The sequence below is a fragment of the Mesorhizobium sp. M1A.F.Ca.ET.072.01.1.1 genome, assembly GCF_004023325.1.
Taxonomy (GTDB): Bacteria; Pseudomonadota; Alphaproteobacteria; order Rhizobiales; family Rhizobiaceae; genus Mesorhizobium.
This window is the reverse complement of sequence record NZ_RZSF01000150.1, coordinates 1-15,855: the sequence shown is the minus strand read 5'-3', so window position 1 is coordinate 15,855 and position 15,855 is coordinate 1. Positions and strand designations below refer to the sequence as shown.

Below are 15,855 nucleotides of genomic sequence, written 5' to 3'. Positions count from 1 at the left end.
CCGGCGATGTCGTCTTCTACGGAACCATGGAGGGCTGGTTCAAGGCCGTCAGCGCGAAGACCGGCGAGCTGCTTTGGCAGTTCAAGACCTCCTCCGGCATCATCGGCCAGCCGGTGACTTATCGCGGCCCCGACGGACACCAATATGTCGCGATCCTGTCCGGCGTTGGCGGCTGGGCCGGCGCCATCGTCTCGGGCGATCTCGACCCGCGCGATGCCACTGCTGCGCTCGGTTTCGTCAACGCGATGAAGGACTTGAAAAACGTGACAACGGCGGGAGGCACGCTCTATGTGTTCCGACTGCCTTGATGCATTCAAACCGACGGCACTGGCGAAAAGATCCTCCCTGCGGGCCCTCGTGGCCGGTCTCGTCGCGCTGGTCTGGCTGGTTCTGGCCGGCGCGGCGGATGCGCGAGAACTGCGCGCCTGCGCCGATCCCAACAACATGCCGTTCTCCGACGCCAGCGGCGAAGGCTTCGAGAACAAGATCGCCGAGATCGTTGCGGCCGACCTTGGCGCCAAGCTTACCTACACCTGGTGGGCGCAGCGCCGCGGCTTCGTTCGCAACACGCTGAAAGCCGGGCTTTGCGATCTGGTGCTCGGAACGCCCGCAAATGTCGAAATGCTGCGCACCACCTCGCCCTATTACAGATCCTCCTACGTCTTTGTCGCACGACAGGATGGGCCGGACGTAACGTCCTTTAACGATCCACGGCTGCGCGACATGCGCATCGGCGTTCAGCTCATCGGCGATGACGGCGCCAATTCGCCGCCGGTCCAGGCGCTTGGCCGTCGCGGCATTGTCGGACATCTCGTCGGCTACCCGGTCTACGGCGACTATTCCGCTCCCAACCCTGCGGCGCGCATCGTCGAAGCTGTCGCGAGCGGCGAGGTCGACGTCGCCGTGGTCTGGGGCCCGCTCGCCGGTTACTTCGCTACGAAGCAAAAGGTGCCGCTCCGGATCACGCCGGTCACACCTCGCATCGATGGACCGCAACTGCCGCTGATGTACGACATCTCGATGGGCGTTCGGCGCGAGGACGATCGACTGCGCGGCGATGTGAATAGCGCGCTCGCTAGGCACAAGGCCGAGATCGACGCGGTTCTGACGCAATATGGCGTTCCGCTTCTCGACATCGCCGGGAGCCCGGTGCGATGAGGCTGGGTTTCGCGACGCTGCTGTCCGTGACGCTCGCCTTGGCGGCATGCCAGCGCGAGGAGCGGGACACGCGCCCGCAATCTTCGCTCGGCTCCGGCGGGCAGCCCACGCCCGTGACTACGCTGGAACCTGGCGGCCAAAGGCCCTCCCCCAGCAACAACAAGGCGGCGAGCTTCGAGGCGAACGCCTTTCATCTCAGCGAGGGCAAGCGCCTGTTCGGCTGGTTCAACTGTTCGGGATGCCACGCCAATGGCGGCGGCGGCATGGGCCCGGCGCTGATGGACCAGAAATGGATCTATGGCAGCTCGATGGAAAGCATTCACGCCACCATCCGCGACGGACGTCCGAACGGGATGCCGAGCTTCCGCAACAAGATCCCCGACGATCAGATCTGGGAACTGGCGGCCTTCGTGCGTTCGCTCAGCGGCAACGCGCCCTCTTCCGCTGCGCCACAGCGAAATGACGACATGATGCCCCATCCGTCGGAAAACCGCATGCCGGATGCCGCCACGCTGGGGAAGTCGCCGTGAAAGGCCTCGCCTCGATGGCGTTTGCCGCGGCAAGCGTCCTTTCTCTCCAGGGATGCGCGGGCTGGCAATCGGCCCTCGACCCGAAAGGCCCCGCGGCGAACGAGTTGGCATGGCTGATCTGGTTCTTCGTAGGGCTTTGCTCGGTAGTGTGGGTGCTGGTGATGATCGCTCTCGCCGCACCGCTGTTGATGCGGCCACCCAGGCGCACCGAGCCGCTGATGCTCGACGCCAGCGCCGACCATCGCAAATTGCGCGTTGTGGTCATCGCTGTCGGGCTGACCGCAGCGACGCTGGTCGGGCTGACCCTGCTCAGCTTCTTCGCCAACAGGACGCTTGCGGCAATCGGCTCGAACGCTGCGCTCACCATTCGGGTGACCGGGCACCAGTGGTGGTGGGAGGTGCGCTATGAGGATGCCACGCCGAGCCGCATCCTGACGACGGCGAACGAAATCCACATTCCCGCCGGCGAGCCGGTGCGGCTTCTTCTGACCTCGACCGATGTGATCCATTCCTTCTGGATCCCAAGTCTGGCCGGCAAGCTCGACCTCATCCCCGGTCACATGAACGTGCTGGATATCAAGGCGGACAAGCCCGGAACCTATCGCGGCCAGTGCGCCGAGTTCTGCGGCGCGCAGCATGCGAACATGGGCACCTTCATCATCGCCGAGCCGCGGGCAAAGTTCGACGCCTGGTGGAACGACCAGCTGCAGCCGGCCGCGGCCCCGACGGGCGACGAGGCTAAGGCGGGCGCGGACTTGTTTCTCAAGCGTCCCTGCGTGATGTGCCACAAGATCGGCGGCACGCCCGCGGGCGGAACGGTCGCTCCGGATCTCACCCACATTGCCAGCCGGCAAACGCTTGCCGCGGGAACCTTGACGATGAGCCGCGGCAATCTCGCCGCCTGGATAGCCGATCCGCAAGGCATCAAGCCCGGCTCCCACATGCCGGTGGTCGAGCTCAATGGTGACGAGCTCAACGCGATCGTCGCCTATCTCGAGGGCCTGAAATGAGCAGCGCGGACCTGGCCAGCGAACGCGACCTGCCGCCGGAACGTGAGGCGACTGCCAAGGGCGACGTTGCCCCCGAACGTGATGGGCCGCGCGACACCGGCATGGACGATGCCAGCCTTCACCGCTGGCTCGCGCGCACATGGCGGACGCCGCCCGGCATCCTCGGCGCGTTGTCCAGCGTTGATCACAAGGTCGTCGCAAGGCGCTATCTGATCACGGCATTCGGGTTTCTGTGCCTGGGCGGGCTGAGCGCCGTCGCCATGCGCATCCAGCTTTCGGGACCGCAACGCGGCCTGATCGGGCCGGACCTTTACAACCAGCTGTTCACCATGCATGGCGTTACCATGATGTTCCTGTTTGCCGTGCCCATCGTCCAGGCGACCGGCATCTATCTGGTGCCGCTGATGGTCGGCAGCCGCAACATCGCCTTTCCGCGCCTGAACGCGTTCAGTTACTGGATTTATGTCTCGGGAGGCCTCTTCGCCTGGGTGTCCTTCGCCCTTTCAATGGCGCCGGATGTCGGCTGGTTCGCCTATGTGCCGCTGTCAGGTCCCGAATTCAGTCCCGGCAAGCGCGCCGACGTGTGGGCGCAGATGATCACCTATACCGAGGTCTCATCGCTGGCGGTCGCCGTCGCGACCATCGTCACCGTATTGAAGCAGCGTGCGCCAGGCATGTCGCTGGACAAGATCCCGCTCTATGTCTGGGCGTTGCTGGTGACCTCATTCGTCGTCGTCTTCGCCATGCCGGCGGTCATGATCACCTCGACCTTCCTGATCCTCGACCGACTGGTCGGAACGCATATTTTCAATCCAGCGGAGGGCGGCGACGCCCTGCTGTTCCAGCACCTGTTCTGGTTCTTCGGTCACCCCGAGGTCTACATCATCTTCCTGCCGGCGACAGGCATCGTCTCGGCGATCATTCCCGCTTTCGCTCGAAGGCCGGCGTTCGGCTATCTCGGGCTGGTCCTGTCGTTGATCGCGGTCGGCTTCCTGTCGTTCGGTCTCTGGGTCCACCACATGTTCGCGACGGGATTGCCGAACCTCGGTGCAAGCTTCTTCACGGCATCCAGCATGTTGATCGCCATTCCCAACGGCGTGCAGATCTTTTGCTGGTTGGCGACCTTGTGGGACGGCAGACCGGTGATCCGCACGCCGTTGCTCTTCGTCTTCGGTTTCTTCTTCATCTTCGTCATTGGCGGTCTCACCGGTGTCATGCTGGCCTCGGTGCCGCTCGACCTGCAGGTGCACGACACCTATTTCGTCGTCGCGCATTTCCACTATGTGCTGATCGGTGGCTCGGTTTTCCCACTGCTGGGTGCCGCCTATTTCTGGTTCCCCAAGATCACCGGCCGCATGATGAGCGAGCGCCTCGGACGCTGGCATTTCTGGCTGGCCTTCATCGGCTTCAACGCGGCCTTCTTCCCGATGCACCTTGTCGGCCTGTGGGGCATGCCGCGTAGGGTCTATACCTATCCGGCCGAGCTTGGCTGGGGGAACATCAACCTGTTCATCACCGGCGGCGCGGTGCTCTTCTTCCTGAGCTTCGTGCTGTTCACCTTCAACCTCGTGCATGGCGCCTTGAAAGGCGCGCCGGCCGGCGACAATCCCTGGGATGCCGGCACGCTGGAATGGGCCACGTCTTCGCCGCCTCCAAGCTATAATTTCGCGCGCATTCCAATCGTCACGAATGTCGAGCCGCTCTGGGCCGAACGCGAGGCCCTTCCCGTCGCGACCGGTCTTCGCGTCGATGTGCGCGAGCTCCTCATCTCGACGGTGGCGGAAGCGCATCCCGATATCCGCGAGAAATCGGCGACGCCGTCGATCTGGCCCCTGGTCGCTGCGATCGCTGTCGGCGGCACCTTTCTGTATTCGATCTTCACGCCCTGGGCGATCGTCTGGGGCGCCGCGCCGATCGCAATCACCCTGATCGGCTGGTTCTGGCCGAAAGATACGCCGGAGGACGAGGAATGAAGCAGCGTCCCGCCGCCGATCTGTCGGGACTGCCAAGCTTCGGGCTTGGTCCGCGCAGCCCGACCTGGTGGGGTACGCTCGGTTTCATGGCGTTGGAAGGAATGGGCTTTGCGCTGGCGGCCGGCGCTTATCTCTATCTGGCGACCTTGTGGCCCAACTGGCGTCTGAGCGCCCCGGAGCCCAACCATTGGCCGGGAACGATCGTGACGCTGCTTCTCATCGTCAGCCTGGTGCCGAACCACCTCCTCAACCGCTACGCCAAGCAATGCGCCATCGGGCCGGTGCGGATCGGCATGGTGGTGATGTCGCTGCTCGGCAGCGTGCCGCTCATCGTGCGCTGGTTCGAGTTTCCGGCCCTGAACATCTATTGGGACACCAACGCTTATGGCTCGATGCTCTGGGTGCTGCTCGGCCTGCACACCATCCATCTGATCACCGACGTCGGCGACACGATCGTTCTGACAGTGCTGATGTTCACGCGCCACGCCTATAGCGGCCGGCGTTTCGGCGACGTCGGCGACAACGTCTTCTACTGGGATTTCGTGGTCTTGACCTGGATCCCGATCTATCTGCTCATCTACTGGGTCCCGAGGCTAGGCTGATGCGCGCGCTGCGTTTGGGAACGTCCTGGGGTGGTCTTGTGTCGGGGCCTCTGGCCTGGGCCATCTCTACGCAGCTGAATTACGCGCTGGTGCCCCGGCAATGTAATCGCCAGGTCCCGGTGGTGCTTCTCGTCGCACTGGTGCTCATGGTGTTTTCGCTCCTCGGCGGCGTCCTGTCGTGGCAGGCGAAGCGGCAAGGCGGCGCCGCCTTCAAACCGGAGCGTACACGCAGCACCGAGCGATTCATCGCCGATCTCGGCATGCTTTCGGCTTTGCTGTTTGCCCTCGTCATCTTCATGCAGGCCAGCGCCGCGCTCATCCTCGACGAGTGCCTGCGATGAGCTTCGAGGCGTTCTTCTCGACCTCGATCTGCTACGGCGCCGGCGCGCCCGAGGCCGGCTGGACGCTTGCGCTTCCCATCACGCTTCCGCTCGCTGCGCTGGCGCTCATCTATGCGACCGGCGCCAACCGGCTGTGGCGCCGCAGCAGCCGAGGCCGACCAGAGCGGATACGACAAACCTTGCTGTTCGCCGCAGGGTGGTGCGTGCTGACGGGAGCGCTGGTCAGCCCGATCCATGCGCTCGGCGAGCGGGTCTTTGCCGCTCACATGATCGAGCACGAGCTGCTGATGGCGCTGGCGGCTCCGCTGCTGGTTGCAGCCCGCCCCGGCGCGGCCCTGGTATGGGCATTACCGGTCGCGTTTCGGCAGAGAACGGGAAGGCTCACGCATGGCAAGATGCTGCAGGCGGTCTGGGCCTTCGCCAGCCGCCCTCTCAACGCAACAATCATCCACGCGATCGCCATCTGGATCTGGCACATCCCGTTCCTGTTCGAGGCAGCCCTGCAGCGGGGCGTGCTGCACTATACCCAGCATGCGAGCTTCCTCGGCACTGCCTTGCTGTTCTGGTGGGCGCTTCTGCCCCGTTCCGGTCGGCAGCAGGCCTATGGCAGCGCTGTCATGCATCTCTTCTTCACCTCGATGCACACCGGCCTGCTCGGCGTGCTGCTGCTGCTGTCGCCCAAACTCTGGTATCCGGAAAATGCCGGTGGCGCAGCGCTGTGGGGTTTAAGCCCGATCGAGGACCAGCAGCTTGCGGGTCTGGTGATGTGGGTTCCGGCTGGCCTGATCTATGGCGGAGCCGCTTTGCTGCTCGCCGGCCTCTGGATAAGCAAGAGCGGAACCAGGGAGGCGACGCATGCGCTCCGATCTGGCTAGACTGATCGCCGGCGCCCTCGCCGCCATGATCGTAGTTGCCGTAGCCGTCGCCGCCGTGGCCTTATGGGGCGACCGGCGTGATCGTGTCCGGCACAAGTCGGATGCGGCAACCGGCGGCGTGGGCGCGCGCGCCATTCCGATCATGACCGCGAACGGCTGCTCCGGCTGCCATACGATCCCTGGCGTGCCGGGCGCGCAAGGTCAGGTCGGCCCGCGCCTCGACGCCAGCCTCGCCGGCCGGGTCATTATCGGCGGCGTGCTGGCGAACAATCCGGAGAACCTGATCCGCTGGATACGCGGCGCCAGAGAGATTAATCCGCACACCGCCATGCCATCGACGAGGATCACCGAGCAGCAGGCGCGTGATATCGCGGCCTATCTCTATGCTTTGAAATGATTGAACCCCGCCGCGTCGGAACCCGGGCTGTCACGCAACCTTCGACAGGACGCTGATATCGCATCTGGCGAGGCCATATCGCCAGCGATGGTTCGTCGCCGCGACACGGCTCTGATAAAAAAGCGTTAGCTGTTCGCCCTCGATCATGACGGTCGAGTGACCGTTTTCTCCTGGCCCGCCTGGATCAAGAACCGGACCGATCGAAACGTAGGGTCCGGTAACCTCGGCGGCGATGGCGAAAAACACGCGTTGTCGGCTTCCTCGCGCTCCCCGCGGAAGGAAGCACGTGGCGTTGAGAAGCACGCGGCCATCGGGGAGCTCGACCAGTTGGGCGCCTTCGATCCCCCACTCGTAGTCGGGATCATCGCGCGTATTGTGGTGTGGGATCTCACTATGGTCGAGGATCCTGCCCAGCCGCTTCCAAGGTCCGAACCACGAGTCCGACTGGCTGCGCGCCAGGTAGACATCGGGTTGCGGCACACGACTGAATTTCGGCATGCCGGAATAGGCGATGTAGCGCTTGCCGCCGATGATCGCCGGATGCGGATCATAGATCCCATCTTCGTCCGTGCCAGGGAGCGACAGGATTGCCGGGTTGAGCACCACCCAGTTGAAGCCATCATTCGACACCGCGTGCTCACAGCGGCCGCCGGACTTCATGAACTCGGTCTGGATGAACATGTGGAAGACGCCGAGCTCGTAGACAACACCGGGCGCGGCAACGCCCGATCCTGTGACAGGAAGCTCGATGGGCTCGTGCTCCGTCCAGGGACCATGCAGCTCCGGCGCGGTTGCGTGAAGTATCTTCCAGCTCTCGGTTGTTACCGTGCCGCTCGAGCCGAAGACGTGCCAAAGCCTGCCGTCAAAGACGGGGCATGGATCCTTGAGATCATCCACCGCCTGCGGATGGAAGAGCGGGAACACATTCGTCTCGAACTCGATCTTCATCACCTGCCCCAGCAATTGCCGGCCGTTTGAGGCTCGTTTGGCTCCGGTCCAGGCGAATCGTTGGAGCCGTCGAACAGCTTAGCTGCCCATGCTACCGAAATACGGCCACCGAGTGACCGTCCCCAGGAACCTGCGTGCAAATCTTGGCCCCAACGCCCAAAGGAGCAGCAGCCCCGCGGCATGATCCTTCGCCGCTTTAACGGTTCGCGGCTGGAACAAGTTATTCGACGGAAAGTTAGACGGAAAGGTGGATCTCGCCTCCGCTGCCTGCGATTAACAAATGTTAATCGCAGTATACACCGTTCTGCCACTAGGGAAAATTTGTATGGACGCGGCAATAAGAATACCAACTCGCAGAAAAACCACGAAGACGCAAGACTTACTGGTATGCTTCTCTCATTTACGATGGAATTTTGTCTATCAGCGTCCACAACATATTCTTACCTTGGCCGCGAAGGAACATGAGATTATCTATTTCGAGGAACCTGTTTTCGAGGAGCGCTCGCATCCTTCGATGCGTTTCTCGGAGGTGGCGCCGGCAATTCGGGTCGCGACTCCTCTGCTTCCAATTGGCACAAGCCCGGCCAGAGCTGATGCCGTGCAGCGCAAATATCTCGACCGGATCATCGCTTCGACGCCGCACACCAACCTGACCGCCTGGTACTACACGCCCATGGCCCTACGCTTCAGCGCGCACATCAATTGCGATGTCTGCGTCTATGACTGCATGGACGAACTTTCGGCGTTCAAGAATGCGCCAACCGAGCTGGCCATGATGGAGCGAGCGCTCTTCGGGCGCGCCGACGTGGTCTTCACCGGCGGCTTGAGCCTCTTTGAAGCGAAGCGCTGCCAGCACCGTGCCATCTATCCGTTTCCGAGCAGCATCGACGTCAGCCACTTCCACAAGGCAAGGACACCCGGCAAGGACCCGGCCGATCAATTCGGCATTCCTCATCCACGGGTGGGCTTCTTCGGCGTCATCGACGAGCGCCTCGACATCGATCTCGTGGCCCAGGCCTCCAAGGCCATGCCGGACGTGCATTTCGTCATGCTCGGTCCGGTGGTCAAGATCGACCCGAGCAGCCTGCCGACAGCGGACAATCTGCATTGGCTCGGCGGGAAAGCCTATGCCGATCTTCCAGATTATCTCCGCCACTGGGACGCCGGCTGGATGCCGTTCGCGCTCAACGAGGCCACACGCTTCATCAGCCCGACAAAAACGCCTGAGTTCCTCGCCGCTGGCCTGCCGGTGGTCTCAACAGCAATCGTCGATGTTGTGCGAACCTACGGCGCAGCCGGGCTCGTCGACATAGTGGACGCCGAGGACGTCGACACCAAGCTGCGATCCGTCCTTACCCAATCGCGCGAGGCGCGGCTTCCGCAGGTCGATGCCTATCTCGCGGACATGTCCTGGAAGCGCACATGGAATGGCATGGCCGCTCACATCAGGAACGCCAGTGCTCGGAAAAAGGTCGTCCCGTTCCGCAGGAGCGCCTGACCATGTTCGACTGGCTGATCGTCGGCGCCGGCTTCGCCGGCAGCGTTCTCGCCGAACGGATTGCCTCGCAGCGGGGAGAAAGCGTTCTCCTCATCGATCGCCGCAATCACATCGGTGGCAACGCCTATGACTGCTACGACGAAGCAGGCATCCTCATCCACCGCTACGGGCCGCACATATTCCATACAAATGCGCGGTCCATCGTGGATTATCTGTCACACTTCACGACATGGCGGCCGTATGAACATCGTGTGCTGGCGGCGGTCGACGGAATGCTTCTCCCGATCCCCATCAATCTCGATACGATCAACCGCCTCTATGGTCTCGATTTGGATCCGGTGGAACTGGAAGACTTCTTCGCGTCTCGCCGCGAGACCATCGAGGAAGTCCACACGGCCGAGGACGTCGTGGTCAGCACTGTCGGGCGGGAACTCTATGAGAAATTCTTCCGCGGCTACACCAGGAAGCAATGGGGCGTAGACCCCTCCCAGCTCAGCAAATCGGTAACCGCCCGGGTTCCGACCAGGACCAACCGCGACGACCGCTACTTCGGCGACAGCTTCCAGCACATGCCCGCGAACGGGTACACGCGCATGTTCGAGCGCATGCTCAACCATCCCAATATCAAGATCATGCTGCAGACCGATTATCGTGAGGTCCGGGACCGGATTCCGTTCCGCAAGCTGATCTACACCGGCCCTGTCGACGAATTCTTCGACTGGAGACTTGGCCGCCTGCCGTATCGCTCACTGCGTTTCGAGCACGTGACCGTCGAATGCGAACAGTTCCAGCCGGTCGCTGTGGTCAACTATCCGCAAACGGAGGACTTCACCCGGATCACCGAGTATAAGCATTTGACCGGTCAGAAGAACGCCCGGACAAGCCTCACCTATGAATACCCGACCGACATTGGCGATCCGTATTACCCGGTGCCCAGGCCGGAAAACGAAGCGCTCTACAAGCAATATGAAGCCTTGTCCGCCAGTCGCACGGATGTCTGGTTTGTCGGCCGCCTTGCGACATACCGCTATTACAATATGGACCAGGTCGTGGGTCAGGCTCTGGCTACTTTCGCCCGCATTCAGAAGACGGTCCCAATTGGAGGCGCCTTGCAGCCGGCAATGGCTGTGCCGGGCTAAGGCCGCTTGCTACTCCGGCATGCAAGGCTGCGTGGGTCGAGAACGCTGCTCAAACAGCCTCTGCTGCCTCGCCAGTTCCTCGGCTATCGACTGACGGGTGCGGCGCGATCCATCCGCATGAATGACGGAGAAAAGGCCAACTTCGGCGTGGCGTGAATTGTCCCATCCCGGGTAAGCCGTGATCGGATAAAGGCAGATTCCCCCGACCGGCGCGCCTTGGTTCATAGCCTCCCGCACCTCGTCGCATACATAGTGAAGCCATGCCGGGCCTCCCGATCCTTCCGCACCGGTCTCCGCAATGTACATCGGCTGTCGGTAGCGTTGGGCGACCTCGACGAGCATTTCCGACAGAGCCCGGTATTCGTGATGCCCCATCGGGATTGTTGGCCCGTGCAGGTACCACTGATTGTGCGGGTAGAAATTCAGACCGATGACATCGATGAGATCTTCGCTGCCGCCAAGCTGCGGCTCGACGCGCCCCATCAGCATGTCGTACGCTTCGAACTGTCCTTGACGGACTTTTTCAGCCGCCCGCATTTCCGCGCGGCTTCGATCGCGCGGCGCGATGTGAATAAGCGGCTCGGCCCAGATGAACCGGCATTCTGGATCCGCTTGGCGCATGGCTCGTATGCCTTGCACGGCAGCCTTGACGAGGTGGCGTTTGAACCAACCCCTTCGGCTTGGGCCGGCCGGTGGAAAATAGCCCACTTCGACTGCCCAGGCGAAGAACGATATCTCGTTGATCGGGCAGACGAGCGCAGGCTTCCCGCTGACGGCCCGATGCAACCGGACAGCTTCCGCTGCGAAATCGGCATAGCGCTCGATCAGCTCCGTCCCGCCCTGGTCAAGATAATCGGGGGTTCCGTAGTGAAAGACATCCCAGATGACCTGAACGCCGGCGAGATTTGCCGCTTCGATCATCGGCGCCCAACTCGACCAATCGTACACGCCCGGCGCATTCTCGATCAGGTGCCAGCGTAGCCCGTCACGAACAGTTCTGAGGCCAAGGTTCGCGCAGCCGCGATAGTCGCGTTCTGCGTGAGAATCATGGCCAGTCGCCCGCACGAGATCGAGACGCACACCATCCTTTCGCCGGTGCGAGGAGCATTCGAAACCGCCCATGAAAAAACTGCCGAATGTGACAGCGCCGGCAGCTGGATTCACGTTTGGGCTAACGGCTTGTGGCACATTCTTACTCCTTGCATTGGCCGGCACTGTCGACCAACGGCCGAAGCCCTCTATGGGTTGGGCAACTTCTTCGTTCTTGCCGCATGCTGAACGGCGTTCAGCCCAGCGTGATCTCCTGATCGTTCACAACCTCGGCCAGCCGACTGAGGAAACTCACGAGGCCGACTTCCGGATCGTCGTTGTCGCCTGTGAGCACGGAGATACCCCAACGCCCCAGCACGGCTTCTTCGACGGGGTCTCGGCTCGCCATGAAAATGTATGACGGCGGCCGATCCGCCTCGTAGCCCGAACGGTTCCATGTCTGCCAAAGCCGATGCAACAGCAGCCGGATGTTCAGGTCCGAGAGGCTATAGCCGACGAACAGAACCGTGCTGCCCAATGCATCGGAACGAAACCGCACATCGAGCGGCGAATCGAAGGATAGCCGATCGAGATAGTCCGTTTCCGTAAGGACCAGCGAGGAATCGTCATCGAAGTCGCCGTGGAATTTCACGATGCACGCGACGTCCCGGCGAGCCTTCGAGACATCCCGAGCATTGGCCACCTTCACGTATGCGCGGCCGTGTATCTCAAAGGCGACTTCGAGGTTCCGGTCATAGTTGGTGGTGTAGATCACCGGAAAATCCAGCGCGACGATCAGACGATGCAGTTCGGACTCCCGAATCTTCTCCCTGGTCACGGTCCAGTGCCTGTCCATCCAACTGCGCAACGGCCCGATGCTGCCGTGCTTGATCCGGTAATACTCGGCCAGGGTTTGGAAGCGATCACGCGGTCTTGCCCCATCCAGGCCGAGTTCGCTCGCCATGCGCTCAATCAGCTTCTCCCAGGAAGGCAGCCCCACGCTCATCGAAACACCAGCTCCGACAAAGAGCACCGCATTGCGCTCTCGGATCGCTTTCGCGAGTGGAATAATCGGGTCCTCGTTCATTGCCGAAGCTGAGCGGGCTGCCGCGGGCGGCGCATGACGCATAACTTCCGAACCCGAAGGTGGATGAAGTGTTCCCCGCTCAGCCGCGAAAATGTAGAAGACCGCCGATACTCCCGGTCGGCCTCGGCAAGGTCTCGGAGCTTGCCATCGAGCAAGGCAAAGCAGAGACGGACGGGCTGGCTTCGGTCCCTCTCAGCATCGGCGGATCGCGAGCGCGACATCGGTCGCGAACGGTGGCACCTCCAGCTTCAACCTACCGTCCGCTTGCGCCCGCCATTCCGCCGCTTGCGTGCCGGCCGCAGTATCCCAGCCGACTATGCGGTAGCTACCCGGAGCCAGCCCAGGCAGGTCGATCATGACGGGCTCGGTTTGCACGTCGGCCTGCAGCATGCCGTTGGGCCCGATCGTTTCGCGGTGCACCAGCCAGGCCACCGCCTGGGCATCGTCGCCGCAGGCTACCGCCGCGACATCGGGGCGGGAAACCCGCACCCGGCCGCAGAGATGGACACGTCGGAATCGACTCCAGTCGATCAGCGGCAGGAAACCCGCCAGCGAGCGCTGCGCCCGCCGCATGCCGGGTGTGAGCACATGCGGCGTACGGTTCGGCCAGCGCATGCCGCCACCGGCACCGCCGGCAGCCAGGTGCGCCCATTGCATATGGCGGAAATATTCGTCGTCGAACGGCTCCGGCAGCGTGATCTTCTTGTCCTTGAAGCTATGGATCGGGCCATGTTCGCTGTCGAGGAACGGCCGGCCATCGCGAGTTTCGGCCAGGGCCTCGCCGACGATCCGCCCCAGGCCGAGCGCCGGGGCCACTGTGTCGCGGGGATGATCGATCGTGCCCTCCTCGTAGATGTGGAGGGAGGCGAAGTCGAGATCCGGATGCCGGAAGATAGGTTCGCGGAGCGGCATGTGCGCCCGCCAGCGAAGCTCCGGTCCGAAGAGCGAAACCGTCTGCGGGTGGGAGCGGCCGTAGAGCGAAATCTCCAGCCGGCGAACGAAAGCACCGAGATCGTGGATGAAGTCGCCGAAATCGTCGGCGCTGCCTTCGGCCTGCTCGGGATGGATCTCGTTCCAGAGGTCCCAAGCGAAGAGCGCGCCGCTGCCGCCCCATCTGCGCACCGCGAATTCCAGCCTTGCCTTGATGGCGCGGCGCGTGGCCGTGCAGACCAGAAAGCGCGAGGGCTGATCCAGCACGCCGCCGTTCCTCTGATTATAGGGGTGATGACGCCAGTGCCGCCACTGCCAAAATGTATCGAACGGGGTGAGCAGTATTCTCAAACCGTGCTTTTCACAGAGACGAAAAAGATCGTCCCACAGCCGCACGATAGCAGGAACGAAGCGACCGAGCGGCCGCTCGAAGTAGCGGTGGCGGACCTGAGCATATTCCAGCATCAGCCTGAGGCAGGTGACGCCGCTTTGCTTAAGCCAGCGGAGGTGAGCCTCCACGCCGGCTATGTCCTTGCGCCGGAACAGCCCATTTAGCTCAGGCCAGCTTATCGCGTCATTCTGCCCGATCGGCATCCACGGCTCGCCGTCCTCAGTGGCGAAATATGAGCCGGCCACCGTGATCCACTGCAGACCCGCGGACCGGACAGCGAGTAAGCGCTCCGCGTCACTGGTCGTGCTGTCCGTTAATCCCGTGTTGTCCAAGTGGCTTTCCGGTATTCCCCAAGGCACTCCAAACTGTCTCAGGGGAAAAATGTTCACCGGCGCCGGCGCAAAGATCGCAGCCCGCTCGGGCCTCATCGCCGAGAGAATGGCCCGTTACAAAAAACGGCCAGCTGATCTGCTCCAGTTCGTTCGACTGAAAACCCTAGCTACGATCGCTCGCCGCGATCCCGGCCGCAGGGGCCTTGGCAGTCCACCGAAAGCCAACCAGATCATAGCGACGAGCAGAGATTCGCCGCGGGATCTCGCCAACCAGGAAGGCCGGCTTCAGGCGATCCTCTGCTGAAGCTGCGGCATGTCTTCGCTCTTCCGCAGACCCGTCGCGACGACCGACACCCGAAACTTTCCGGCCAACGCCTGGTCGAAGATGGCGCCGACGATAATGTCGGCGTCGGCGTCGACCTCTTCGCGTATCCGTGTCGCGGCTTCGTCGACCTCGAAGAGCGTCATGTCCGTGCCGCCGCAGATCGATACGAGCAAGCCTCTGGCGCCCGTCATGGAAGCCTCATCGAGCAGCGGGTTGGCGATTGCTGCCTCGGCCGCCGTCCTTGCGCGGCCCTCCCCCGAGGCTTCACCGGTTCCCATCATCGCCCGGCCCATGTCCCGCATCACCGACTTCACGTCGGCAAAATCGAGATTGATCAGGCCTTCCTTCACGATGAGATCCGTGATGCAGCCGACACCGGCGTAGAGAACACGGTCCGCCATAGCGAAGGCATCGGCAAACGTCGTCCTGGCATCTGCGACCCTGAAAAGGTTCTGGTTGGGGATGACGATCACGGTGTCGGCGCTTTCGCGAAGGCGTTCTATGCCCTCTTCGGCGGCCTGAGACCTGCGCTTGCCCTCGAACGTGAAAGGCTTGGTAACAACGGCCACCGTCAAAATGCCGGCATCGCGCGCCGCACGCGCAATGACGGGCGCGGCGCCAGTCCCGGTGCCGCCTCCCATGCCCGCCGTGATAAAACACATGTGCGTTCCCGCCAGATGATCCATGATCTCGTCGATGGATTCCTCAGCGGCCGCGCTGCCGACGTGGGGGAGAGATCCGGCGCCCAAGCCCTCGGTCACATGCGCACCCAACTGGATCAGCCGCGGCGACTTTGACATGGTGAGCGCCTGGGCGTCGGTATTGGCGACGACGAACTCGACCCCCTGCAGGCCTTCAGCGATCATGTTGTTGACAGCGTTTCCGCCAGCGCCACCGACCCCGACAACGGTGATCTTAGGTCTCATCTCCAGGATTTCCGGCTTGGCGGTCATTGTGATCTCTCTACGGGACGCAGCGGCTGCGCCAGAGCAACTAGCAAACGAATCAGATGGTCCCGCCAAGATCAGGGAATCAGAGGACAGGCCTCGCCGCAAGGTCAAGCTGAGGGCGTCAAATCGCAAGTTTGCTTCAGGAGCGCCATGGTTCCCGAGCGCAACCCTGCGTGAACCGGTGCCGGTGCGGGGGGCGACGAAAGACAAATGGTTCAGTCGAAGCAGCCCGCGTCCTCTTCCCTGAGATACGTCCGGGCCGCTTCGGACCTTCGCGCGGCCAGCTGCCCTGAGGACCGCGATCCGTCGCAAGCAGAGCCGGAGACGTCCTGCTCACGAG

The 15,855-nt window shown here is 62.6% G+C and carries 16 protein-coding genes and 1 pseudogene; 12 read left to right on the top strand and 5 right to left on the bottom strand.

Annotation, left to right across the window (positions count from 1 at the left end; translation table 11 throughout):
- From EOA32_RS20325 to EOA32_RS20285, 9 genes and pseudogenes are all read left to right on the top strand, one after another.
- A pseudogene (locus tag EOA32_RS20325) lies at positions 1-308 on the top strand (PQQ-binding-like beta-propeller repeat protein); the annotation flags it as partial.
- Positions 289-1,158, top strand: coding sequence for a substrate-binding domain-containing protein (locus tag EOA32_RS20320; RefSeq protein ID WP_128372682.1), 870 nt, complete (start codon positions 289-291; stop codon positions 1,156-1,158). The pseudogene EOA32_RS20325 and the gene EOA32_RS20320, both read left to right, overlap by 20 nt.
- On the top strand, positions 1,155-1,688 hold the full coding sequence (locus EOA32_RS20315) for a c-type cytochrome (protein WP_066993828.1): 534 nt from the start codon (positions 1,155-1,157) through the stop codon (positions 1,686-1,688). Before EOA32_RS20320 ends, EOA32_RS20315 begins: the two co-directional genes overlap by 4 nt.
- A complete protein-coding gene (gene coxB, locus EOA32_RS20310; protein WP_245499336.1) occupies positions 1,685-2,698 on the top strand; it encodes a cytochrome c oxidase subunit II in 1,014 nt (337 codons plus the stop codon). The genes EOA32_RS20315 and coxB overlap by 4 nt, the downstream gene beginning before the upstream one ends.
- Positions 2,695-4,671 carry a cytochrome c oxidase subunit I gene (gene ctaD / locus EOA32_RS20305; protein ID WP_128372681.1) on the top strand — a complete coding sequence of 659 codons (1,977 nt, stop codon included), beginning with the start codon at positions 2,695-2,697 and terminating at the stop codon, positions 4,669-4,671. Before coxB ends, ctaD begins: the two co-directional genes overlap by 4 nt.
- On the top strand, positions 4,668-5,273 hold the full coding sequence (locus tag EOA32_RS20300) for a cytochrome c oxidase subunit 3 (RefSeq protein WP_128372680.1): 606 nt from the start codon (positions 4,668-4,670) through the stop codon (positions 5,271-5,273). The genes ctaD and EOA32_RS20300 overlap by 4 nt, the downstream gene beginning before the upstream one ends.
- Positions 5,273-5,614: a hypothetical protein gene (locus tag EOA32_RS20295; protein ID WP_128372679.1), complete on the top strand. Its 342-nt coding sequence runs from the start codon at positions 5,273-5,275 to the stop codon at positions 5,612-5,614. The genes EOA32_RS20300 and EOA32_RS20295 overlap by 1 nt, the downstream gene beginning before the upstream one ends.
- A complete protein-coding gene (locus EOA32_RS20290) occupies positions 5,611-6,489 on the top strand; it encodes a cytochrome c oxidase assembly protein (protein WP_095832162.1) in 879 nt (292 codons plus the stop codon). The genes EOA32_RS20295 and EOA32_RS20290 overlap by 4 nt, the downstream gene beginning before the upstream one ends.
- Positions 6,470-6,886, top strand: a complete 417-nt coding sequence (locus tag EOA32_RS20285) for a c-type cytochrome (protein WP_128372678.1) — start codon at positions 6,470-6,472, stop codon at positions 6,884-6,886. Before EOA32_RS20290 ends, EOA32_RS20285 begins: the two co-directional genes overlap by 20 nt.
- A gap of 30 nt (positions 6,887-6,916) precedes the next feature.
- Here the strand turns inward: EOA32_RS20285 and EOA32_RS20280 are convergent, their stop codons facing one another.
- On the bottom strand, positions 6,917-7,834 hold the full coding sequence (locus EOA32_RS20280) for a hypothetical protein (protein WP_128372677.1): 918 nt from the start codon (positions 7,832-7,834) through the stop codon (positions 6,917-6,919).
- A 598-nt stretch (positions 7,835-8,432) separates the two neighbouring features.
- Between EOA32_RS20280 and EOA32_RS20275 the strand changes: the two genes are divergently transcribed.
- Positions 8,433-9,332, top strand: a complete 900-nt coding sequence (locus EOA32_RS20275; protein ID WP_245499335.1) for a glycosyltransferase — start codon at positions 8,433-8,435, stop codon at positions 9,330-9,332.
- 2 nt (positions 9,333-9,334) lie between these two features.
- A complete protein-coding gene (gene glf, locus EOA32_RS20270) occupies positions 9,335-10,471 on the top strand; it encodes a UDP-galactopyranose mutase (RefSeq protein ID WP_128372685.1) in 1,137 nt (378 codons plus the stop codon).
- 9 nt (positions 10,472-10,480) lie between these two features.
- Here glf and EOA32_RS20265 read toward each other — a convergent pair whose 3' ends face one another.
- The 3 genes from EOA32_RS20265 to EOA32_RS20255 all read right to left on the bottom strand — a co-directional run bounded on the left by EOA32_RS20265 (position 10,481) and on the right by EOA32_RS20255 (position 14,111).
- Positions 10,481-11,593, bottom strand: a complete 1,113-nt coding sequence (locus EOA32_RS20265) for a beta-glucosidase (protein WP_245499334.1) — start codon at positions 11,591-11,593, stop codon at positions 10,481-10,483.
- A 163-nt stretch (positions 11,594-11,756) separates the two neighbouring features.
- Positions 11,757-12,587 carry an SIR2 family protein gene (locus tag EOA32_RS20260; RefSeq protein WP_095777407.1) on the bottom strand — a complete coding sequence of 277 codons (831 nt, stop codon included), beginning with the start codon at positions 12,585-12,587 and terminating at the stop codon, positions 11,757-11,759.
- Between the two features lie 192 nt (positions 12,588-12,779).
- Positions 12,780-14,111 (bottom strand): hypothetical protein, encoded by a 1,332-nt coding sequence (locus tag EOA32_RS20255; RefSeq protein ID WP_128372683.1) that lies wholly within the window; start codon positions 14,109-14,111, stop codon positions 12,780-12,782.
- A gap of 178 nt (positions 14,112-14,289) precedes the next feature.
- Here EOA32_RS20255 and EOA32_RS20250 point away from each other — a divergent pair, with 178 nt between their 5' ends.
- Positions 14,290-14,544: a hypothetical protein gene (locus EOA32_RS20250; protein ID WP_128372675.1), complete on the top strand. Its 255-nt coding sequence runs from the start codon at positions 14,290-14,292 to the stop codon at positions 14,542-14,544.
- Here EOA32_RS20250 and ftsZ read toward each other — a convergent pair.
- A complete protein-coding gene (ftsZ, locus tag EOA32_RS20245) occupies positions 14,526-15,518 on the bottom strand; it encodes a cell division protein FtsZ (protein WP_067328519.1) in 993 nt (330 codons plus the stop codon). The genes EOA32_RS20250 and ftsZ overlap by 19 nt on opposite strands.
- Positions 15,519-15,855 lie beyond the last annotated feature (337 nt).